A 23,447-nucleotide genomic window follows, 5' to 3' on the forward strand; every position below is an offset into this window, starting at 1 on the left:
CTTCGGGAGTCAGTCCTCTGGCTGACTCTCTGTCGCCTGTCGAATAAGTGACGTAACCACAGCTTGCTAAGCTTTTGGGAATGCTTAGCTATGCCAATGACAAGGAGGTCATAGTGGTTCCGTTTTCTCCCCTATCATTTCTTGATTTCTATAAATCCAATAAAGACGTTCAAGGCAAATACCCCATTCTTGATAATGGTCGCTTGTCATCGGAAAAAGTCGGCTGGGTTCTGGGGCCGTCCGATAAGTACAATGCCTTTTGTCGCTCCGTAAGCATTTATTACCAGCGACACAATGAGCTTATGGATAAACCGGAGCTAGTGGGCGTTAGTCGTGAAGTACGGACGGCCACCGGGGCCAGAACCCCGCTGTTAAAAAGAGATGTATCCATCACAGATCCGGCTACGCCAAGAAAGGCCAGTGTCTGGAATGATGAATGTGTAGCCTTAAACCAGGCCAGTCTGACCGTTCTGCATGAGGCTGAGGTTGAGCTGGTTCAGCTACTCCTGAAAAAAGCACCAGACAATGAAATAGTGGCAGCCGTCGAAAACCTGATCTCAAAGTTCTGTTTGACCACTAAAGCCCGAGACAAAGATGACTGGGAATCTCATTTAAAGGACTTTATGGAATCCGAGAAAGTCGATATCCGGATTCAATGTGCGAAACATCGGGCTCCTGATGAAGAGAAGCCTTATAGGGTTACATTACTTCAATCAACAACGGATACAACTCGCAAAAATGTGTTCACTTCCCGGCATACTGGCGATCTGGACCAATATTTTTACGTCATGGATCAGGCTATTGATTATTTCAAGACAAACCCTCCCAGAGAGCTTCGATGTACCAGACGGGAGCGGGCGAATGCCCGCCGTAGTGATGCACTTGATACTCAGCGCCTGTCTGCGATTACTCCGCCGCAAATCAGAGAGAAGCTGGTTCACAGGGCATGTCAGATATTTGTGGATATTCTCGGAGACAGACAATACAGTTTGACCGTTCAGGATATGAAACAGGCTTATCGGGATAAAGTGATGACCGATGAAATGGTCAATGCCTGCCTGGATAATATGAAATTTAATGATCCTCTGCTCAACGAATTGGGGCGCACGGTTAATGAGGGTAAGTTCCTGTACGGCGTTCTCCCCGCAGAAGATGTTCAGGCAGCTTCAGAGGCTGCTTCAAAGACCGTAGAGGACGACAACGCAATACCTGTGTTTACCAGCCTTGAGAAATTCTATAGCTACCTGAGACAGTCTTCTGCAAAGCCCCATGACATCAGTGACGAGCTGGACGACGATTATAGGCAAATGGGTTTTAGCCCATTGGGCGAGGAGTTTGTTGGCCCTCAGCAACCAGCAACTAGGGAACAGCTGGAAGCCTTTAAAAAAGCCAGGGCATTCAACCCGGATATAAAGGATGCAGACCTTGCAGTGGCTATTCATCTTTTAAATACCGATGAGAGGCTGGCCCGGGGAGTTTTGAACAGAAGCCCTCGTCAGCAGGACTACATCCGTGAGTTTTCCGGGAAAATTGTGGTAACAGCCAAAAAGGTGATTGCAACAACGGATGGAGCGTCTGTTGTTCCGCAGACAGTCACGATACCGCCTCCTGTTTCTGAAAAACAGCCAGAAGCTTCTGCTGCGAATACTATGCCCTCTGAGCAGTCTTCATGGCAGTTGCCGGAAATGGACGACGCTCAACAACAATTCCTGACCATGAAAGCTCAGTGGGATCGTATACAGCCATCCGGCCAGCAACCCGACCGGGTTGTCAGTGGCCGGTTTAATCAGCATAGGGTTCATGCAGTTTCTTTTGAGGATGCTGTGCGTGATCTGGAAAAAGAGCGTCGACAGATGCTCATTAATGTCCAACCGAATACGGAGGCAGAAGCATTTAACCAGATTAAGGAAGATATTGACCGTGGTTATAACCGTTCCAAAATTGAACTTGAATACCAGTACGGACGGATTGATAAGGATGAAGCCATACGACAGATAGAGGCTGGAACTTTTGGCGCTGATAGAGTCAATCGCCTCGCCGATCTGGATAAATTGACAATCCACAGGCAGACCCTGATTTCAGCCGATGAAGAAGTTGAATTTGAACTCCTCAATAACGTTGTATCCGAACTCTATAAAAGACAGGCAGCGGGTAATTCAAACTGTCAGGGCTTTGCCAACTCTCTGGAGCACTTTGCCAGAGGCAAGGGGTATAACCAGGTCCATGCCATTTCAACGCCAATAGAGATTCCTTTTGATAACAGTGAGACGACGCCTATTGTGGGTTGGGCCCAGATCGACGGTATTGAAGAAAAACAGCATCACCATCAATTTCAGAATCATGTCGGTGAGTTTTTCGAAGCCATCAAAAAAGGTCAGCAGAGACAGCCCGGTGCCGCCAAAAGGCCATTAGCCGAGGCGTTTGATAGTGACCGGTATGTTGTCCTGAAATCAGGCGAAAGCGGTGGTGCCGGTCATTACACCTTTCTGCAAAGACTGAAGTCATCCGGGCGATTTATCGTAGTGGACGCGCAAAACCGACAGATGTTCCCTGTGCTTAATCCCGATGGAACACCGACGGATGAAGCCAGAGATTACTTCAACACTGTCTCCGTCCAGGCGTACTCTCCAGAGTTTGTCACTGATGAGCAATATGACAGGGAGATTGACAGCACCAACCTCTGTCTGGCCAGTGATCGAAATTATGGCCATCTGATAGGCGTGTTTGAGCAGCTGGATAAGGTACCTGAACAGTGGCAGGTCAGCATTGAAGCAGCTGCTGACTGGTTATCCAGCCATGTCAATGGGGCGCCTGCCAGGGTTGAAATTATCAAAGGTCTGGAGAGAGCTCCGGGACGTGAGCTGTGGCCTTCTTTGTGGGATGGCACCTACCAGCTGAGAAGACCCGCTGAAGTCGAACCTTTGAAGCATCGTTTTGATGCCTTCGATCCAAACAAAGGGCGAGAGTCGTGCCGTGATCTGATAAAGAATCTGGTGCTTCTGTCACCTGAGCAAAGAAGCAGTCGTCGTACGGCTTATGAGGCATTTCAACAGCTCAGAGGCAGATATATACAGATTGATCAGGCAATGAGGGATGTTCAGGAAACCAACTTTAATGCAGCTTTTCCAACGGAACGGGAGTGGAATGAGTATTGTGGTCCCGATGTCGATATGAGGCTACAGGCTAATATCGACAAGGCTGAGCAACAGGTGATTAATGCTCAACCGATAAGTAAGCCGACTGCAATGAAACAACTAATGGACGACTTATGGAAGTTATCTCCCGCTGCATCACAAAGTCGAAAGCAGGCTGCCAGAGAATTGGTACAGATTCGACCTGAACTCCAATTGAGTCCAGCGGAGGTAGAAGCGAATCTATCCAGATGTTTCTCTGAAGCGGGTTGGGATTTCCTCTGGGGGGGATTGAACCTCAAACGCAGCCAGCTGATCTCTCTGCAGATGAGAATGGACCAGGCGCAAGTTTCCAGAGCAGAAGACATGAAAGCATTGATGCCTGAGATGTTGAGGCTTTCTGATCCTGCTGCCAATAACATAGAGCTTGCTTCGCAGGAACTGGCTCAGATACGACCCGATTTAGGTCTTGGTCCTCTGGAGATTGAAAGAAACCTGAAACAGGCATTCCCGAATAATGACTGGAAAACAGAAAACCGCGCGCTCAGGGGGAGGGCTAAAGAAGTCAAAGATGATATCAAGCTGAATTTGATGGGCCGGGGACGTCGGGTCATGACCTGGGGGCAGAATGAGCTTCCAGCTGCTCAGGCAGTCACGGTTCCACCTGGCGAGGTCACAGTACCTGAAGCAGCGAGTGCTTTACCAGAAGCTCTGAAAGTCCGTGAGTCAGTTAGAGTGCCGAAATCACAAGACATCAGGGAAGTGCTGGCACATATCAAGCCCGGTGAACCGGTCCTGGTCTGTTTCGATTTGGATGAGACGCTGATCGCCAAAGATTTAGTGGCCGAGGGTCGTCAAGAGAGACGTCTGGTCAATCCTGATACGGCCAAAATCATTCAGGATATCCGAACAAAGGCGGGTCCGGGCAATGCCAGAATTATTCTGCTTACTGCCAATGACGAAGACTCTTTGAGAAAAAAAATTGAGGAAACACAACTCGATAGAAATCTGTTTGATGATGCAATCTCGATCAAAATCCAAACGGGGCCACTGAAAACCAAGGAGCAGGGCTTGCATCACTACCTCGACAAATCCGGGCATCCGGCACAACACATCGTCATGGTGGACGACTTGCAGGACATGCTGAAGTCTGTTGAAAAAGCCGCTGATGACCGAGGCATACCCTATACGACATTCCACTTCTATGGCGCTAAACCGATGATTTACAGGGTCGACTTTGCTGCCGACCGGGAAATGTTCACGTCTGGAGATGGAAGAGGTCCTGATATCAGTTTTGAGCGATTTATCGAGCTGCAGGAGCTAGCTGATGATAACGGTTGGAATTCTGGTGATTTGACAGCGATCTATATCAACGAATCGCCTTCAATGAGAGATATGATTGATGGGCAGAGAGAGTTCAACCCTAGTTTTGATTGGCGAGACTATAAATTACCAACAGGCTATCAGCCTCCTGCGCATTTGGGGAAACCTGTGATTAACTATCAATAATCAGATTATCCGGGACCAGGTTTGGATAAGAGACTCAGTCTGGGCCTTGTTGCCCAGATTAATTCTCAAGCCTGTTTTACCACTTTCATCGGCCTTCGGTCGAACCAGTATATGGTGAGACCGGAGGTATTTTTCGATCTCATCCGGGTTGTTCGGGAATGTCCAGATAAAGTTGGCGACACTGGGCCAGTAATCAATTCCTTTGCTGTTCAGAAAATCTTCAAACATGGGTTTGGAGACTTCCATCACTTCTTTAACATACTGTTCGGTATAGCCAGGGTTGGAAAGCGCTGCATCTATCGCAACCACTGCCAGCTGATTAACGTCGTACGGGCCGCGAACATTCAGCAGTGCTCGTATATTCTCACTATTACTGATGACATAACCAAGTCGAACAGAAGGTAAGCCCCAGGTTTTTGAGAAGGTGCGGGTAATCAGCAGATTGGGGTATTGTTCAACGACATCTGCCACTGTTTTCTGCGTGTATTCAAAATAACATTCATCCACAAGAATAGCGGCGTTGGGGGCAGCGGCGGCAATTTCAAGAATGTCTTCCCTGGCCACAATAGTGCCGCTTGGGTTGTTGGGATTGGAAATCACTATAAGCCGGGTTTTATCGGAAATAGCATCAAGCACAGCCTGTCTGGGGAAACCATTGTCTCTGGAATATGAGGGCTCAATAATGTTGAGGTTTTCTACCCTGGCCACCTGCTGATACATGGCGAATGAGGGGCGGGGAATAATGGCTTCTTCACCTTCACGGCAGGCTGAGCGGATGATCAGTTCGATACCCTGGTCGGAGCCGTTGGTGATCATCAGCTGATCAGTATCAACATGGCAGTATCTGGCAATCTTTGCAGCAATGTTCCCATAGGATGGGTAGCACTGCAGGCGATCAGCCCGAATGAAATCAATCATGGCCTCTTTCACTGAAGGGCAGACGGGCAGGGTACGTTCATTAAAGTCCAGCAACAGATGGTCATGAGGGTCCCGGCCTTCCAGAGGGGGGGTGTAGGCTCCCATTTGGACAATGTGGGATTTGAAAATACTCATGACGAAGGTTCCTGCCTGTTCTTTCAGGGCGCAAGTATATGCAGAGCGTGTCTGGCAAGCCAAGGAAAATAATGCGAGTAGCTGGATGCAGGCCGAATAACATGAGTTTGCTGTTTGTTTTCTGGAAGGTCGGATCAAGCCAAAAGATCAACCATGACAGAGGCTTAATTGGCCAGATGGCTTTCCAAAAACATCATTGCAGTATTATGCCCTGAAGAACGGCGGTTAGTAATGCGATTAGCGAAAGGGCTGTGAGTGTCGAAGAATTACCCATTTCGGTGTTACTTTTTATTCTGGTTACTGGGCTGGGTTCTTCACAGTATTCTGTTGTAGTGGCCTCTGTTGTATTGACTGCTGTTGTATTGACTGCTGTTGTGATGACAACTGTTGTAATCGTTTCAGTTGTGCTGGCTTGAGTTGTAGGCGCTCTTACACCATCGACCCTGTATATCGCGACCTCTGTTCTACCGACTGACAGCCATTTACCGTCGGGGCTGAATGCAAGAGCGCGTGCCGGGAGCGGTGACTTTACGAACGGCAGAGTGTCCGTGAACACGTTGGATAACGGTGTGATCACATAAATACTCACATCTCCATTTATATGCCCAACCAGCAGTTGGGTAGCTTTTCGGTTGAAGGCAATGCTCAATATCCGCTTCGGTGCGGTAAGGGTTTGTAGAGGGTTGCCCGGGTTCGTCCCATTATAAAGATTGATTTTTTGTCGATCATCCGCAGATGCCAGCAGGGTGCCGTCGTGGCTGTAGGCAACAGTTAATAACCGGGCGCCTGGAATAAAGAAGTTCTTCAGGAGGTTATAAGGATTGGTCCCGCTGTAAATTCTTACCCTGTTGCCACGCTCGACGACTGCCAGCTGGCCGTTGATGGGGTGGAAGTCAACTGTTTGTATATAGTTTCTTGCATCGGTCAGGGTTTTCACGTAAGTGAACAGATTTCTCCTGTTTTTAACATAGAGCCTGACATCTGTATCTTTCCCCCCGGCTGCCAGCAGGGTGCCGTTGGAGTTAATGGCAACAGTTTCTATATCGCTTTGCCCTTCGATGAGGGTTTGCAGGTGTTTGAACGGGCTCACTCCTTCAAAAACATTGACCGTATCATCATCCCCTCCGGTTACCAGCTGAGTGCCGTCGGGACTGAAAGTAACGCTTCCTATAAAGTCTGTTGCGTGCACGAAACGCAGGAGCCTGGGGTATCCTGAACTCATATCAAAGATTTGCAGGCTTCCTGAAAGACCGCAGGAGCTAGTGCCGGAACGTACTCCCACAGCCATGAGCGTACTGTTTTTATTCCATGCAATACTCAAAGCGCTGTGGGGTCCACAAGGTGTCGGCGTGGTGGCAGTGGGCGTTGAAGTGGGTATTGCCTGTGGCTGGTTCGGACCTATGTCAATTACATAGAATAATTGAGGAGGTATTTCTGTTGGCCCAATTGAGCGCGGATTTTGAGCCTGTATGCAGCTTACCGGAAGTGAGATAATCAGACTTGCAATAGCCAGATGCTTCCCAAAGTTCATTACCTTCCTCCAGAACTCCAGCTTTGAATAATTCGGACAGTTTCCTCAACCGGTGTGGCCATGACAGAAAACAGTGAAAATAGAGAGACGAGGCTGCTTCAGAAGCGGGCAGCGCTTCCGGGCTTCTGGAAGAAAAAACTGCTGTTCATTCAGGATTGGAACAAAGAGTATCTGGGTTGATCGTTTACGATTGAGTATAAGCGTCTGGATGAAAGAACACCAAAAACATCTCTGTAATATCATTTCCTGAAGAACCGCTGAGAATAATGTGACTGGTAAGAGGTTTGCGGGAATCGTAGCGTAATGCACTTCTGTAACAGCTTTTGTGGGGCTCGTCTTATGAGTGGGAATTTTTCATCATCTTTAATGACGCTTTTTATGGAATCTGTTGAGACAGACTGAATGTCTGAATGATTTGAGCAGCAGGAATGAAGCGCATATTATTTGCTCTCAGTTGTTGGGAGTGGTTGATGGATAAATTACTGGGCTTGTTGGCAGACGGGCAGTTTCATTCCGGTGAAGATCTGGGTGAGCAGCTTGGGATCAGTCGGGCCGCTGTCTGGAAAAAACTGAAAGCGATTGAAGAGCTTGGCCTGGCAGTGGATTCTGTGCGAGGTAAAGGTTACCGCCTCGGCAGTGGTATTGAGCTTCTTGATAATAAAAAGATTCAGAGCAATATAGATGTAGACGTTCGAAATAAATCTGAAGTCCATACCTGCTTTATTACGGAATCAACCAATGATCTTGTTCGTAACCTGGGCTCGGTTCCTGCCGGAGTCACCCGTTTTTGTCTGGCAGAGTATCAAGCAAGAGGGCGAGGGCGACGGGGTCGGGTATGGAGCAGTCCTTTTGGGTCAACAATAAGCTTGTCTGCCCTCTGGCAGAGTGGTGAGGGAACGGCTTCGCTGGAGGGGCTCAGTCTTGCGGTAGGTCTGGCCGTTGTAAAAGCACTGGAAACATTGGGAGCCAGAGAATTAAAGCTTAAATGGCCCAACGACGTTCTCTGGCAGGGTAAAAAACTCTGTGGTGTGTTACTGGAAGTCCATGGAGATCCCACGGGTGAGTGTGATGTGGTGATCGGAATAGGCATTAATGTCCGTTTAAGTGATGGGCAGCTGGAGTCAGTGAGTCAGCCGGCTGTTGACCTTTTCCGGGTGTGTGGCAAGACGGTGAGCCGAAATGCGGTCGCAGGACAGTTAATCAATACCCTGACTCATTTACTCGATGGATTTGGACAAGGTGGCTTCAGGCTGTTCAGAGAGCAATGGTGCGAATACGATGCCTATCGTGGCAAGGAAGTTACATTAATGGCTTCTAACCGATCCGTAACAGGGCGTTATATGGGAGTGGATGATCAGGGCGGGCTGCTGCTCGAGACAGTTTCTGGTCTTCATATTTTTAATGGTGGAGAAGTGTCATTACGTCAATCATGAACGAGCTCATCGATAGACAGTTGCAGCTGGATGCCGGAAATACCCGACTTAAATGGCGTCTGATGGTCGGTGGTGCTTCCGCTCAATCGGGCTTCATTCATAATGATGCTGACTGGCAGATTATCTTGTCCCTGCTTCTGGAAGAGTTGGGAACTCTTGACTCCATTGCTATTTCAACAGTCTCAGGGAACGCAAGATTAGAGCAGTTAGTGCGCATTTTGTCAGAAGCTACCGGCGTGGAGCCATTTATTGCTAAAACCCGAAAAAGCTTTGCTGGTCTTACAGTTATCTATAAAGAAGCAGAAAGGTTGGGTGTAGATCGGTGGCTGGCCATGCTGGCGGCACACGCTCATTCTTTGCACAATACTAAAATCGTTGTCAGTTGTGGTACAGCTATTACAGTGGATGTGATTGATGGTCACGGAAACCATCAGGGAGGATTCATTGTTCCGGGTATCCGCTTGATGAAAAAAGCTCTGGCCGTCAATACGGCCAATCTCGATAACATTGAGCATCCTGCAGAAGCAACAGCATTGGGAACCGTCACTTCAGAATGTATTAACCATGGTGTTCTGGCTATGGCAGTATCTTTCATTCATGAGACCTGTCTTAAATGGCCGGGCGCCCGTTTGTTTCTGACCGGCGGCGATGCTTCTTTGTTGCAAACTCACATAAAGGAAGAAATAGAGCAGGTGCTGATTGAAGAGCTGGTTCTGGATGGACTCTCGATTGCCTTTGAAAGACAATAATGTTTTTTAATCACCCAGATTTAAAATTAATGGGAAGTCATACTGTTTATAAAAGCTGTTTATAGAAGCTATTTATAGAGTTTAACTTCCAAAATTCGGTTTTTAGTATGCGCTGGATCGTCCTGGTACTTCTCTTTGCCAATGCCGGCTATTTTGTCTGGGGTTATTATCATCAGTCCCATAAGCCCTACCGGGCTGTAAACGTAGGTGCCGAAGTTTCTGTACAGGCAGGTAAAAGATTGATGCTGCTCTCTGAGGTAGCATCAGAACTCCCTGTGCAAACGCGGGAGAAAAAAACGACAAAGAAAGTCGCTGAAGCCCAGTGTCTTGTAGTGGGGCCTTTTGAATCCTCTGCAAAAGCAGACCATCTGCAGCAGAAACTCTTTTCTCTGGGTATTTCGAGCAGGGAGCGTTCTGACAACGAGGCAGTACTTGCTGACTACTGGGTGCATATTCCTCCCCGAAGTAATCGGCAGTCGGCAATAAGGTTGTTAAGAGAGTTGCAGGGGCAGGGAATAGACAGTTTTGTGATTACCCAGGGTGAGCTGGCTAATGGCATATCTCTGGGGTTATTCAGCAAGGAAGTTTCGGCGAATGAAGTCAGTCGTCGTGTACAAGAGGCGGGTTATGAACCCGCTATTAAAAGGCTACCCCGTGAGCCTGAAACATTCTGGCTGGAGATGACAGATTCAGAAGCAAAGAAGTTAAGCGTCGGTTTCTGGGAGAGGCAGGCTGACGAATACAATGATCTGAAAATGCTGGAAAAAAACTGCAAAAGCGTTGCATCCGACGATTCGATTCACTAATATACGCCTGCGCTTCAGGGCGGCTAGACAAGACAAGCTTTCTGCATAGTTGGCAGGGAACGGACTTGACATTGAAATGCTCCTGAATAGAATGGCGCAGCACTTGGTGGGGTTCCCGAGCGGCCAAAGGGATCAGACTGTAAATCTGACGCGAAAGCTTCGCTGGTTCGAATCCAGCCCCCACCACCAGATTTCTAAGTCTTCTTTCTTGTAAGTTGGCTTGATAAGTGGGCATACTGCATGATGTAGGTCCTGCTTTGCGGGTATAGTTCAATGGTAGAACCTCAGCCTTCCAAGCTGATGATGCGGGTTCGATCCCCGCTACCCGCTCCATTAATTCTGATTTAAGTGCTCTTGTAGCTCAGTTGGTAGAGCGCACCCTTGGTAAGGGTGAGGTCGGCAGTTCAAATCTGCTCAAGAGCTCCATATGGTGTAAAGGGGGTGGATTCCTCCTGTTGGTTGCCTCTGTTTATGGGGTTTAAAAAAGAATAAGACTTTTCAGCTTGATTGGGGTCGATTATAATTGATCGGTCCTTGTATCGGGGTAGGTATCACAAGACTGCTCAAAGATACAGGCCAGTAGTTCAATTGGTAGAGCACCGGTCTCCAAAACCGGGGGTTGGGGGTTCGATTCCCTCCTGGCCTGCCATTTCTATATTATGTCAGTATAATTTCTGGCAAAGCTTTTCCGAATAGAGATAGTCAACCGATGAGTGGAAAACCTGAAGTAGCACCTAAAGGACGACTGGATGGCCTCATGTGGGCCCTTGTTGCGGTTCTGATGGCCGCTGGTGTTGGTGGGAATGTTTACTTTGGTGAGTATTCTGTTCTCTACAGGGCGCTGGCTTTGGTGGCCTTGGCTGCAGTGGCCGGGTTTGTTGCGCTTCAAACCGTAAAAGGTGATGCTTTTTGGACGCTGGTCAAGGAAGCTAAGGTTGAGATTCGCAAAGTAGTCTGGCCGACTCGTCAGGAAACTGTTCAGACCACGCTGATTGTTGTAGCTGTGGTTGTAATTATGGGGCTCATTTTGTGGGCGCTTGATTCTCTGCTAGGCTGGATTATCAGCAGCCTGATTGGATAGGGATAAATAATGGCGAAACGTTGGTATGTGGTTCATGCCTACTCCGGCTACGAAAAGCAGGTGATGCGTTCGCTGATTGAGCGCGTAAAGCTTCACGGTATGGAGGACCTCTTTGGTGAGATTTTGGTGCCTACCGAAGAAGTGGTTGAAATCAGAAACGGTCAGAAGCGTAAAAGTGAGCGTAAATTCTTCCCTGGATATGTATTAGTCCAGATGGAAATGAACGAAGATAGCTGGCATCTTATTAAAGATACCCCTCGGGTCATGGGTTTTATTGGTGGTACGGCGGACAAGCCTGCACCAATCACCGAAAAAGAGGCGGATGCCATACTGCAGCGTGTTCAGGAAGGTGTTGAGAAACCACGTCCCAAGACGCTGTTTGAACCTGGTGAGATGGTTAGAGTCATTGATGGGCCGTTTGCGGACTTCAATGGTGTGGTGGAAGAAGTGAACTACGAGAAGAGCCGTCTGCATGTTGCGGTAATGATCTTCGGTCGCTCTACACCGGTTGAGCTGGAGTTTGTCCAGGTTGAAAAAGTTTGATCAGTCTTGAGCGGGTCTTGAGGCATAACAGACTTTAAAAAATTCAAGACCCTGTGCTGCGTAAGTAGTGCAGGGTTTTTATCTGAAGGGCGCAAGCCCTGAACGGGTAGCTGAGGCAGTCTGGTGGAAGCCGAAAGTGACTGTTAAAGCGAAGACCCACTATTGAGGTTGATATGGCTAAAAAAGTCGAAGCTTACATCAAACTGCAGGTGCCTGCAGGTAAAGCTAATCCTTCACCACCTGTAGGTCCTGCTCTGGGTCAACACGGCGTGAACATCATGGAGTTTTGTAAGGCGTTCAACGCAAAGACTCAAGAGATGGATGCTGGTATGCCGATTCCGGTAATAATTACCGTATACGGCGATCGAAGCTTCACCTTTGAGACCAAGACTCCGCCTGCATCTGTTCTGCTGAAGAAAGTTCTGAAATTGAAGAAAGGCTCCGGTCGCCCTAACACTGAAAAAGTGGGTACTGCTACTCGTGAGCAGCTTCTGGAAGTGGCCAAGATCAAAGAGCCTGATCTGACTGCAGCAGACGAGGACGCGGCAATTCGCACCATTGCTGGTTCTGCTCGTTCCATGGGTGTCAACGTGGAGGGTGTGGAATAATGGCTAAGATGACCAAGCGCGCCAAGATGATAGCTGAGAAGGTTGTAGCTGAAAAGGCATACTCCTTCGAAGAAGCTGCTAACGTCCTGAAGGAAGTATCCAGCGTTAAGTTCAAAGAATCCGTTGAGATTTCTGTAAATCTGGGTGTGGATCCTCGTAAATCCGATCAGGTAGTTCGTGGTTCTACCGTTCTGCCTGCAGGAACTGGTAAAGACGTTCGTGTTGCTGTATTCACACAGGGCGCTAACGCTGAAGCAGCTAAAGAAGCCGGTGCTGACATCGTTGGTATGGATGATCTGGCTGCTCACGTCAAAGCGGGCGAAATGAACTTTGACGTAGTTATTGCTTCTCCGGATGCGATGCGCGTTGTAGGTCAGCTTGGCCAGATTCTGGGTCCGCGCGGCCTGATGCCTAACCCGAAAGTTGGTACTGTTACTCCAAATGTTGCTGAAGCGGTTAAAAACGCCAAGGCCGGTCAGGTACGTTTCCGTACTGACAAGAACGGTATTATCCATGCGGGCATCGGTAAAATCGATTTTGAAGCGGGCTCCCTTCAAGAGAACGCTGAAGCACTGCTGGCTGAATTGAAGAAGCTGAAGCCTTCTTCCAGTAAGGGTGTTTACATGAAGAAAGTCACTCTGTCCTCTACCATGGGCCCGGGTCTGACTATCGACATGAGCTCCCTGAATATCTAATATTCACAGCTTTGCTGAAAACAGCCCGGAGCTGAGAGTCAGCCCTGAGCTGGTTAACGAATAGTGGAAAGCTGCAGGCAGGATATCTGCAGTATCTGAAAGACTTTGGGGTCTCCGGTTTTCGGAGGCCGTCAAAGATCGTAGGTGTGAAGATCTGTGCCTGTTAAATCAGGGTTGGGCCAGGAGGCCTGACAAAAAGATCGACGCTTAATTTCCTGCGTAGACGGTGAGCAATACAAAAGACTGTTTCAGTATTTTGTTATTAACCCTTCACCGTATTGTAACTGCCCGGTTACTCAGTGGCTGAATAGCCGGGTGTTAACTTCATAATTTGGAGTAAAGCCAATGGCGTTAGGACTCGAAGACAAGAAGGCGATTGTCGCCGAAGTCAGCGAGGCTGCACAAAGCGCTCTGTCGGCTGTAATCGCGGACTACCGTGGTCTCACGGTTGACCAGATGACTCAACTGCGTAAGCAGGCTCGTGAAGGTAACGTATACCTGAAGGTTGTACGTAATACCTTGGCCAGGCGCGCTGTTGAAGGTACTGATTTTGAGTGCCTGCAAGACTCTCTGGTTGGTCCAACTGTGCTGGCCTTCTCTCAGGAAGATCCGGGCGCTGCTGCGCGTCTGATTAAGGACTTCGCTAAAGAGAACGATGCTCTGGAAGTTAAGGCTCTGTCCATCTCTGGACAGCTTCTGGGAGCAGAACAGATTGATGTTCTGGCCAAGATGCCTACTCTGGATCAGGCTCGCGCGATGCTGATGAGTGTAATGATTGCACCTGTAACCAAGCTGGCCAGAACTCTGAACGAGTTCCCAAGCAGCATTACACGTGTAATGGCAGCTGTTGCCGACGAGAAAAAGAAAGCCGCCTAAGCCTCTTGGCAGGCATTAAAGCCCTTAGTGCGTGGGAGGCCTTTAATCCGGGTGCTCTCCAGCTGGCTGATTTTTTCTCTTATTTAATGAATTCCGGGGTTTTACCCCAAAAAAGATTTTTGGAGACATACAATGGCTCTGTCTAAAGAAGATATCCTGAATGCAATCGCTGAAATGTCCGTAATGGACGTTGTTGAGCTGGTTGAAGCTATGGAAGAGAAGTTCGGCGTTTCTGCTGCTGCTGCAGTTGCTGCTGCCCCTGCTGCTGCTGGCGACGCTGGCGCTGCGGCTGCCGAACAGACTGAATTCGACGTAATTCTGACTGCTGCTGGCGACAAGAAAGTAAACGTAATTAAGGTTGTTCGCGGCGCGACTGGCTTGGGTCTGAAAGAAGCTAAAGCTGTTGTAGATGGCGCTCCTGCTCCTCTGAAAGAAGGCGTGAGCAAGGAAGAAGCTGAAGACCTGAAGAAGCAGCTGGAAGAAGCTGGCGCTTCCGTAGAAGTTAAGTAATTCTACGACAGCGTTGAAATATCCAGAGCCTATTGCATAATAGACTCAGGTGGCTGGTGCCTCTATGGCACCGGCCTTTTTCCGTTGTATGAGCTATATCGTTCCATGCTGGATGGCAGTGTTCGATGGCTTATTAAATTGATGGGATTCAGATCGGTATTGGCACAGGCTGAACTGTGTGTTACCGCCGAAGTAGATCTCCATCAATCTGAGAAAGTTGCAGTGTCATTGGCAGAGTGGGAGCCTTACCGGAAATCGACAGCTCGGATCATGATCCGTTGGAGCGCAATTTCCGGTCAGATTCTCAGAATGAAAGCCCTGCTTTCATTCTGGACGCTAAAGCTCATGCAACGGTAACGGTTGAAATCACCGTTTTTTAATTGGGTATCAAAAGGGGGCCACCCGCCCTCAATAAACCTAGATGGCCAGGCCAGACGGTCTGAAGCCAGAACCAGGTGACCAAGCTGGGGAACGCTGATGGCATACTCGTATACAGAGAAAAAACGCATCCGCAAAGACTTCGGCAAACTGCCGCATGTCATGAATGTGCCCTATCTTCTGGCTATTCAGCTTGATTCTTATCACAAGCTGCTGCAGTCCGGAAAAGAGCCGACCGCACGTGAAGACATTGGTCTTCATGCTGCATTCAAATCCGTATTTCCAATCGTAAGCTACTCTGGAAATGCGGCGCTGGAATACGTGAGCTACAGGCTCGGTACTCCTGCGTTTGATGTCAAGGAATGTCAACTTCGAGGTGTAACTTACGCAGTACCTCTGCGGGTGAAAGTGCGCCTTATCATTTATGACAAAGACTCTGCCAACAAGGCAATCAAAGATATCAAGGAACAGGAAGTTTACATGGGCGAAATTCCGCTCATGACTGAGAACGGTACCTTTGTAATCAATGGTACTGAGCGTGTTATCGTATCTCAGCTTCATCGTTCTCCTGGTGTATTCTTTGACCACGATCGTGGTAAAACACACTCTTCAGGCAAGCTGCTATACTCCGCTCGTGTTATTCCTTACCGTGGCTCATGGCTGGACTTCGAGTTCGATCCCAAGGACATGCTTTACGTGCGTATCGACCGTCGTCGTAAGCTGCCTGCTACGATCCTTCTGCGTGCTCTGGGCATGAGTAATGAAGAGATCCTGAACTACTTCTTCGATACTGTAGATTTCAGCATCGGTGCTGAAAGTGTCAGTACCGAGTTTGCCGCCGAGCGTCTGCGTGGTGAAGCTGCAAGCTTTGATATTAAAGACGGTGAAGGCAATGTTCTGGTTGAACAGGGGCGTCGTGTTACTGCACGTCACATCCGTCAGCTGAAAAAAGCCAATATTGAACAGCTGGAAGCTCCCGTTGAGTACATTTACGGAAAAGTCCTGGCCAAAACCGTTATAGATTCCGCGACCGGTGAGATCATTGTTGATTGCAACACTGAAATTACCCTGGAAGTATACGAAAAGCTGCTGGCAGCTGGTATCAAGCAGGTTGAAACCCTGTACATCAATGAACTGGATTGCGGTTCATATATTTCCGATACGCTGCGCAGTGACACTACTACAAACCGTCTGGAAGCTCTGGTAGAAATCTACCGCATGATGCGTCCTGGCGAGCCACCCACTCAAGAAGCAGCAGAAACCCTGTTTGGTAACCTGTTCTTCTCTGCAGAGCGTTATGACCTCTCAGCTGTAGGTCGTATGAAATTCAATCGTCGTCTGGGTCGTGAAGAAGACATCGGTTCCGGTGTTCTGGACAACACCGATATTGTTGATGTTCTGAAGACGTTGGTAGACATCCGAAATGGTCAGGGTATCTGTGACGATATTGACCATCTGGGTAACCGTCGCGTCCGTTCTGTGGGTGAAATGGCTGAAAACCAGTTCCGTGTCGGCCTGGTTCGTGTTGAGCGTGCCGTTAAGGAACGTCTGAGTCTGGCAGAGTCTGAAGGCCTGATGCCTCAGGATCTGATTAACGCCAAGCCTGTTGCAGCGGCTATCAAGGAATTCTTCGGCTCCAGCCAGCTGTCCCAGTTTATGGATCAGAACAACCCGCTGTCCGAGGTGACTCACAAGCGTCGTGTATCAGCACTCGGCCCGGGTGGTTTGACCCGTGAGCGTGCCGGCTTTGAAGTTCGGGACGTACACCCGACTCACTACGGTCGTGTATGCCCTATTGAAACGCCTGAAGGTCCGAACATCGGTCTGATCAACTCTTTGGCGACCTATGCCCGTACTAACGATTATGGTTTCCTGGAGTCTCCTTACCGCAAGGTAGTAGATGGCAAGGTAACTGATGATATTGATTACCTCTCTGCCATCGAAGAAGGTGAGTATGTTATCGCTCAGGCTTCTGCGAAAATGGACGACAGTAATAACCTGACTGAAGAGCTGGTTAACGTTCGTCACCGTAACGAATTTACTCTGATGGGTCCTGAAAAAGTCCAGTACATGGACGTTTCGACCAAGCAGGTGGTATCCGTTGCGGCATCCCTTATTCCATTCCTCGAGCACGACGATGCTAACCGTGCTCTGATGGGATCGAACATGCAACGTCAGGCCGTTCCAACCCTGCGTGCCGACAAGCCTCTGGTAGGTACTGGCATGGAGCGTAACGTAGCTTCTGACTCCGGTGTTTGCGTTGTTGCCCAGCGTGGCGGTGTGATTGATACCGTTGACGCTGCCAAGATCGTTGTTCGTGTCAACAACGACGAGTTGCAACCAGGTGAGGCCGGTGTCGATATCTACAACCTGACCAAGTATACCCGTTCTAACCAGAATACCTGTATTAACCAGCGTTCTCTGGTTCGTGCCGGTGAAACCATCGCTCGTGGTGATATTCTGGCTGACGGCCCATCTGTAGACATGGGTGAGCTGGCTCTGGGTCAGAACATGCGCGTAGCCTTCATGCCATGGAACGGTTACAACTTTGAGGACTCGATCCTTATTTCCGAGCGCGTTGTACAGGAAGACCGCTTCACCACGATCCATATTCAGGAACTGACCTGTGTGGCTCGTGACACCAAGCTGGGACCGGAAGAAATTACTTCTGATATTCCTAATGTCGGTGAGTCTGCACTGAACAAACTGGATGAAGCTGGTATTGTTCATGTTGGTGCTGAAGTAGGTGCCGGTGACATTCTGGTCGGTAAGGTAACTCCTAAAGGCGAAACCCAGCTGACTCCGGAAGAAAAACTGCTGCGTGCGATCTTCGGTGAGAAGGCTTCCGACGTTAAAGATACTTCCTTGCGTGTGCCAACTTCTGTTAAGGGTACCGTCATCGACGTACAGGTATTCACCCGCGACGGCGTTGAAAAAGACAGTCGTGCCCAGGGCATCGAAAAGGCGGCTCTGGACGAATACCGCAAGGACTTGAACGAAGAGTTCCGTATCGTTGAAGAAGATACCTTCGATCGTCTGCGTGAAGCTCTGCGTGGTCAGCCTGTCGACCGTGGTCCTGGCCTGAGCAAGGGCAACACCATCACTGACGAATTCCTGAATGATCTGGAACACGAACAGTGGTTCCGTCTGTCCATGTCTGACGAGGCCCTGAACGAACAGCTGGATCTGGCTAAAGAACAGCTGAAAGAACGTCGTGCACAGCTCGACGAGCGCTTCGAAGACAAGAAGAAAAAGCTGCAGACCGGTGATGACATGGCGCCTGGCGTCCTGAAAATTGTCAAGGTTTATCTGGCTATCAAGCGTCGCATTCAGCCAGGTGACAAAATGGCGGGTCGTCACGGTAACAAGGGGGTTATCTCCATCATCATGCCTGTCGAGGACATGCCCTATGATGAAGAAGGTAATCCGGTTGATATCGTACTTAACCCGCTGGGTGTACCGTCTCGGATGAACGTAGGGCAGGTTCTGGAAACTCACTTGGGAGCTGCGGCTCGTGGTCTGGGTCACAAGATCAACCGCATGATCGAGTCTCAGAAGAAAGTCGCTGAAATCCGTGAATTCCTGGATCAGGTCTATAACGGAGTGGGTGGCGGACGTGTTGAGGAGTTGGACAAGTTCACTGACGAAGAAGTCGTGGAACTGGCCAACAACCTGCGCGGCGGTGTACCGATGGCTACTTCAGTATTTGATGGAGCCAAAGAGTCTGAAGTTAAGGAACTGCTGCGTCTGGCAGACCTGAGCGACACGGGACAGGTAAAATTGCACGACGGCCGTACTGGCGATGCCTTTGACCGTCCTGTCACTGTGGGCTACATGTACATGCTGAAGCTCAACCACTTGGTTGATGATAAAATGCACGCACGTTCTACAGGCTCCTACTCTCTGGTTACCCAGCAACCGCTGGGTGGTAAGGCCCAGTTCGGTGGTCAGCGTTTCGGTGAGATGGAGGTATGGGCACTGGAAGCCTACGGTGCTGCCTACACCCTGCAGGAAATGCTGACTGTTAAGTCTGATGATGTGACCGGGCGTACCAAGATGTATAAAAACATTGTCGATGGTGATCATCGAATGGAAGCCGGGATGCCCGAATCCTTCAACGTACTGTTGAAAGAGATTCGCTCTCTGGGTATCGACATTGAGCTGGACACCGAATAACGAATACGTGAAATCCGCCGGTCAGGCATAGTCTGGCCAGCAGGTGGATCGAGGAGATGCGATCTTGAAAGACCTACTGAATCTACTCAAGACCCAGGGTCAAACCGAAGAGTTTGACTCGATTCGTATCGGTCTGGCTTCCCCAGAAATGGTACGTTCCTGGTCTTACGGTGAAGTTAAAAAGCCGGAAACAATCAACTACCGTACGTTCAAGCCTGAGCGTGACGGCCTTTTCTGTGCCAAGATCTTTGGTCCGGTTAAGGACTACGAGTGCTTGTGCGGTAAATACAAGCGTCTTAAGCACCGTGGTGTCATCTGTGAAAAATGTGGTGTAGAAGTTGCGCTGGCGAAAGTGCGTCGTGACCGTATGGGTCACATCGAACTGGCCAGCCCTGTTGCTCACATCTGGTTCCTGAAGTCTCTGCCATCCCGTATCGGTCTGTTATTGGACATGACCCTGCGTGATATCGAGCGGGTACTGTACTTTGAGTCTTACGTAGTGATTGATCCGGGTATGACGACCCTGGAGAAAAACCAGCTGCTGAACGATGAGCAGTACTACGAGGCTCTGGAAGAGTTTGGTGACGACTTTGATGCCCGTATGGGTGCTGAAGCCATCAAAGCTCTGTTGGCTGACATCGAGCTGGGTGAAGAAGTTGACATGCTGCGCGAAGAAATTCCGCAGACCAATTCCGAAACCAAACTGAAGAAACTGAGCAAACGTCTGAAACTGCTGGAAGCTTTCCACAAATCAGGTAACAACCCTGAGTGGATGATTCTGACTGTTCTGCCGGTTCTGCCACCCGATCTGCGCCCTCTGGTGCCGTTGGATGGTGGTCGCTTTGCGACGTCTGACCTGAATGACCTTTACCGTCGTGTAATCAACCGTAACAACCGTCTGAAGCGTCTGCTCGATCTTAATGCTCCAGACATCATTGTCCGCAATGAAAAGCGTATGCTGCAGGAATCTGTAGACGCGCTGCTGGATAATGGTCGTCGCGGTCGTGCTATCACCGGTTCCAATAAGCGTCCCCTGAAATCCCTGGCTGACATGATCAAGGGTAAACAGGGCCGTTTCCGTCAGAACCTGCTCGGTAAGCGTGTTGACTACTCTGGCCGTTCTGTAATCACCGTAGGTCCTACCCTGCGTCTGCATCAGTGTGGTCTGCCCAAGAAAATGGCTCTGGAGCTCTTCAAGCCATTCATTTTCGGCAAGTTGGAAGCCAAAGGCCTGGCGACCACCATCAAAGCTGCCAAGAAGATGGTAGAGCGTGAAACCCCTGAGGTTTGGGACGTTCTGGCTGATGTAATCCGAGAACACCCGGTGATGCTGAACCGTGCACCTACACTGCACCGTCTCGGTATCCAGGCGTTCGAACCGGTTCTGATCGAAGGTAAGGCGATTCAACTGCATCCGCTGGTGTGTGCGGCTTATAACGCTGACTTTGATGGTGACCAGATGGCGGTACACGTACCTCTGACTCTGGAAGCTCAACTGGAAGCCCGTGCCCTGATGATGTCTACCAACAACATTCTGGCACCAGCAAGTGGCGAACCTATTATCGTACCTTCCCAGGACGTAGTACTGGGTCTTTATTACATCACCCGTGACCGTATTAACGCCAGGGGTGAAGGCATGGCCTTCGTTGACGTAAACGAAGCCCTGCGTGCCTACCGTACCGGTCATGCTGATCTCCATGCCCGTATCAAGGTACGTGTTGCTGAAAAGTACAAAGACGACGACGGCGTAGAGCACAGCAACGCTTTCCTGGCAGATACTACCATTGGTCGTATCCTGTTATGGGAAATCGTACCTGAAGGTCTGCCTTTCGAACTGGTCAACCAGACCATGAAGAAGAAGGCGATCTCCCGTCTGCTGAATACCTGTTATCGCAACGTGGGTCTCAAGGAAACCGTTATCTTCGCTGACCAGATGCTGTATATGGGGTTCCATTATGCGACGATTTCCGGTTCCTCAATCGGTGTTAACGACTTTGTTATCCCGGGCGACAAGAGCCGTATCATTGATGACGCTAACGAAGAAGTGCGTGAGATTGAAAACCAGTTTGCTTCCGGTCTGGTGACACAGGGTGAGAAGTACAACAAGGTGATCGACATCTGGTCCCGTGCCAACGAATTGCTGGCCAAGCGCATGATGGACAACCTGAAGTCCGACACCGTGATCAACCGTCAGGGTGAAGAGGAAGAACAGGAATCCTTCAACAGCGTTTACATGATGGCCGACTCCGGTGCTCGTGGTAGTGCTGCACAGATTCGTCAGCTGGCCGGTATGCGTGGTCTGATGGCCAAGCCGGATGGCTCCATCATCGAAACGCCGATTACCGCAAACTTCCGTGAAGGTCTGAACGTACTGCAGTACTTCATCTCTACTCACGGTGCTCGTAAAGGTCTGGCAGACACCGCTCTGAAAACAGCGAACTCCGGTTACCTGACCCGTCGTCTGGTAGACGTTGCCCAGGATTTGGTAGTGACTGAAGACGACTGTGGCACTGTCCGTGGTCTGCAGATGACTCCGCACATCGAAGGTGGTGAAGTCGTAGAACCTCTGGGTGAACGTATCCTGGGTCGTGTGGTTGCTGAAGACGTACTCAAGCCGGGTGCAGAGAATGAAATCGCTGTACCTGCCGGTACCCTGATCGATGAGGCCTGGGTTAAGCGCCTGGAGCTGATGAACGTTGACGAAGTCAGGGTTCGTTCTCCAATTACCTGTGAAACCCGCTACGGCATCTGTTCCAAGTGTTATGGCCGTGACCTGGGTCGTGGACACCTGGTTAACAAAGGGGAAGCGGTCGGCGTTATCGCTGCCCAGTCAATCGGTGAGCCCGGTACCCAGCTGACCATGCGTACCTTCCACATCGGTGGTGCTGCATCCCGTGCATCTGCACAGGACAACATCTCTGTTAAGAACAAGGGTACCGCCCGTCTGCTGAACCTGAAGCACGTTGAACGTAAAGACGGTGCGCTAGTTGCTGTAAGCCGTTCTGGTCAGCTCGCTATCGCAGATGAATTCGGACGTGAGCGTGAGCGTTACAAGCTGCCATACGGTGCGGTTCTGTCTGTCAAGGACGGTATTGAAGTAGAAGCCGGTCAGATAGTGGCCAAGTGGGACCCACACACCCACCCCATCGTGACCGAACTGTCCGGTACCGTTAAGTTTCTGGGCATGGAAGAAGGCATTACCGTCAAGACTCAGACGGATGAGTTGACCGGTTTGTCCAACATCGAAGTTCTGGATCCTAAGGATCGTCCTTCTGCTGGAAAGGATATCCGTCCTGCTATCCAGTTGCTGGATGCTAATGGCAAAGAACTGAAGCTGCCAAATACTGATGTAACAGCACAGTACTTCCTGCCTGCGAACGCTCTGGTGAACCTGGCCGACGGCGCGACGGTAGAAATTGGTGACGTAGTTGCCCGTATTCCGCAGCAGTCCGGCGGTAACAAGGACATCACCGGTGGTCTACCACGAGTGGCCGACCTGTTTGAAGCCCGTAAGCCCAAAGAGCACTCTATCCTTGCGGAAATCACTGGTACCATCGGTTTTGGTAAAGAGACCAAGGGCAAGAAGCGTCTGGTCATCACCCCGAACGATGGCAGCGATCCTTATGAGGAGCTGATTCCGAAGTGGCGTCACCTGAACGTGTTCGAAGGTGAACAGGTGACCAAGGGTGAAGTTATTTCTGACGGTCCTACGAACCCCCACGACATTCTGCGTCTACTTGGCGTTGGTGAGCTGGCCCGTTACATCGTTAACGAAATCCAGGATGTATACCGTCTGCAGGGCGTTAAGATTAACGACAAGCACATCGAAACCATTCTGCGTCAGATGCTGCGTAAAGTTGAAGTGACCGACACCGGTGATTCTTCTCTGATCCGCGGTGACCAGTTAGAACTGACCACTGTTCTGGAAGAAAACGAGAAGCTGGGCGATCAGGATCAGATTCTTGCCAAGTACGACAGGGTTCTGCTAGGTATCACCAAGGCATCTCTGGCCACTGAGTCCTTCATCTCTGCGGCTTCCTTCCAGGAAACCACAAGAGTTCTGACCGAAGCAGCTGTTACCGGTAAGCGTGACTACCTGCGTGGTCTGAAGGAGAACGTAGTCGTGGGTCGTCTGATTCCTGCAGGTACAGGTCTGACTTACCACGAAGAACGTCGTAAGGGTCGTGAAGAGCCTGAGTTTGAAGTACCGAGCAAGGTATCTGCTTCTGAAGTTGAAGCGGCTCTGTCTGAAGCTCTTAACTTCGGCGAGGTGTAAAAATAGGCTGACGCCTGTTTTTATACAGTGAGCTAAATGAGAGAGGCTGCCTTCGGGTGACCTCTCTTATTTTCACAGAGCCAGTTGCTGTC

At 49.7% G+C, this 23,447-nt stretch carries 15 protein-coding genes and 4 tRNA genes; 17 read left to right on the forward strand and 2 right to left on the reverse strand.

Going from position 1 to position 23,447, the window contains the following annotated elements:
- Nucleotides 1-80 precede the first annotated feature (80 nt).
- Nucleotides 81-4,640: an HAD family hydrolase gene (locus ACOJUO_RS10425; protein ID WP_422139758.1), complete on the forward strand. Its 4,560-nt coding sequence runs from the start codon at nucleotides 81-83 to the stop codon at nucleotides 4,638-4,640.
- Here ACOJUO_RS10425 and ACOJUO_RS10430 read toward each other — a convergent pair whose 3' ends face one another.
- Both ACOJUO_RS10430 and ACOJUO_RS10435 read right to left on the reverse strand, forming a co-directional pair.
- Complete coding sequence (locus ACOJUO_RS10430; RefSeq protein WP_422136656.1) at nucleotides 4,641-5,693, reverse strand: pyridoxal phosphate-dependent aminotransferase; 1,053 nt, start codon at nucleotides 5,691-5,693, stop codon at nucleotides 4,641-4,643. It abuts the gene before it with no gap.
- A gap of 193 nt (nucleotides 5,694-5,886) precedes the next feature.
- Entirely contained in the window at nucleotides 5,887-7,224 is a 1,338-nt protein-coding gene (locus ACOJUO_RS10435; RefSeq protein ID WP_422139759.1) for a WD40 repeat domain-containing protein, read from the reverse strand.
- Between the two features lie 470 nt (nucleotides 7,225-7,694).
- Here ACOJUO_RS10435 and birA point away from each other — a divergent pair, with 470 nt between their 5' ends.
- The 16 genes from birA to rpoC all read left to right on the forward strand — a co-directional run bounded on the left by birA (nucleotide 7,695) and on the right by rpoC (nucleotide 23,355).
- Complete coding sequence (birA, locus tag ACOJUO_RS10440) at nucleotides 7,695-8,657, forward strand: bifunctional biotin--[acetyl-CoA-carboxylase] ligase/biotin operon repressor BirA (RefSeq protein ID WP_422136659.1); 963 nt, start codon at nucleotides 7,695-7,697, stop codon at nucleotides 8,655-8,657.
- Nucleotides 8,654-9,406, forward strand: coding sequence for a type III pantothenate kinase (locus ACOJUO_RS10445; protein WP_422139760.1), 753 nt, complete (start codon nucleotides 8,654-8,656; stop codon nucleotides 9,404-9,406). Before birA ends, ACOJUO_RS10445 begins: the two co-directional genes overlap by 4 nt.
- A gap of 107 nt (nucleotides 9,407-9,513) precedes the next feature.
- Nucleotides 9,514-10,212 (forward strand): SPOR domain-containing protein, encoded by a 699-nt coding sequence (locus ACOJUO_RS10450; protein WP_422139761.1) that lies wholly within the window; start codon nucleotides 9,514-9,516, stop codon nucleotides 10,210-10,212.
- Between the two features lie 105 nt (nucleotides 10,213-10,317).
- Nucleotides 10,318-10,401, forward strand: a tRNA-Tyr gene (locus ACOJUO_RS10455).
- A 70-nt stretch (nucleotides 10,402-10,471) separates the two neighbouring features.
- A tRNA-Gly gene (locus ACOJUO_RS10460) sits at nucleotides 10,472-10,545 on the forward strand.
- Between the two features lie 17 nt (nucleotides 10,546-10,562).
- Nucleotides 10,563-10,638 (forward strand) — tRNA-Thr (locus ACOJUO_RS10465).
- Between the two features lie 147 nt (nucleotides 10,639-10,785).
- Nucleotides 10,786-10,861, forward strand: a tRNA-Trp gene (locus ACOJUO_RS10470).
- A gap of 60 nt (nucleotides 10,862-10,921) precedes the next feature.
- Nucleotides 10,922-11,293 (forward strand): preprotein translocase subunit SecE, encoded by a 372-nt coding sequence (gene secE / locus ACOJUO_RS10475; protein ID WP_422136662.1) that lies wholly within the window; start codon nucleotides 10,922-10,924, stop codon nucleotides 11,291-11,293.
- A gap of 9 nt (nucleotides 11,294-11,302) precedes the next feature.
- The gene (gene nusG, locus ACOJUO_RS10480) at nucleotides 11,303-11,836 is read left to right on the forward strand and encodes a transcription termination/antitermination protein NusG (RefSeq protein WP_317143703.1); all 534 of its coding nucleotides are present in this window, start codon (nucleotides 11,303-11,305) and stop codon (nucleotides 11,834-11,836) included.
- Nucleotides 11,837-12,009: 173 nt separating this feature from the next.
- Nucleotides 12,010-12,444, forward strand: coding sequence for a 50S ribosomal protein L11 (gene rplK, locus ACOJUO_RS10485; RefSeq protein WP_252177357.1), 435 nt, complete (start codon nucleotides 12,010-12,012; stop codon nucleotides 12,442-12,444).
- Nucleotides 12,444-13,139: a 50S ribosomal protein L1 gene (gene rplA / locus ACOJUO_RS10490; RefSeq protein ID WP_422139762.1), complete on the forward strand. Its 696-nt coding sequence runs from the start codon at nucleotides 12,444-12,446 to the stop codon at nucleotides 13,137-13,139. Before rplK ends, rplA begins: the two co-directional genes overlap by 1 nt.
- Before the next feature lie 345 nt (nucleotides 13,140-13,484).
- Nucleotides 13,485-14,015 carry a 50S ribosomal protein L10 gene (rplJ, locus tag ACOJUO_RS10495; protein ID WP_317143700.1) on the forward strand — a complete coding sequence of 177 codons (531 nt, stop codon included), beginning with the start codon at nucleotides 13,485-13,487 and terminating at the stop codon, nucleotides 14,013-14,015.
- 132 nt (nucleotides 14,016-14,147) lie between these two features.
- On the forward strand, nucleotides 14,148-14,525 hold the full coding sequence (rplL, locus tag ACOJUO_RS10500; RefSeq protein WP_422136664.1) for a 50S ribosomal protein L7/L12: 378 nt from the start codon (nucleotides 14,148-14,150) through the stop codon (nucleotides 14,523-14,525).
- A gap of 84 nt (nucleotides 14,526-14,609) precedes the next feature.
- Nucleotides 14,610-14,882, forward strand: a complete 273-nt coding sequence (locus ACOJUO_RS10505; protein ID WP_422139763.1) for a hypothetical protein — start codon at nucleotides 14,610-14,612, stop codon at nucleotides 14,880-14,882.
- Between the two features lie 120 nt (nucleotides 14,883-15,002).
- Nucleotides 15,003-19,079: a DNA-directed RNA polymerase subunit beta gene (gene rpoB, locus ACOJUO_RS10510; protein ID WP_422139764.1), complete on the forward strand. Its 4,077-nt coding sequence runs from the start codon at nucleotides 15,003-15,005 to the stop codon at nucleotides 19,077-19,079.
- Between the two features lie 64 nt (nucleotides 19,080-19,143).
- Nucleotides 19,144-23,355 carry a DNA-directed RNA polymerase subunit beta' gene (gene rpoC, locus ACOJUO_RS10515; RefSeq protein ID WP_422136666.1) on the forward strand — a complete coding sequence of 1,404 codons (4,212 nt, stop codon included), beginning with the start codon at nucleotides 19,144-19,146 and terminating at the stop codon, nucleotides 23,353-23,355.
- Nucleotides 23,356-23,447: the final 92 nt, after the last annotated feature.

This window comes from Endozoicomonas sp. ALC020, assembly GCF_049275935.1.
GTDB lineage: Bacteria > Pseudomonadota > Gammaproteobacteria > Pseudomonadales > Endozoicomonadaceae > Endozoicomonas_A.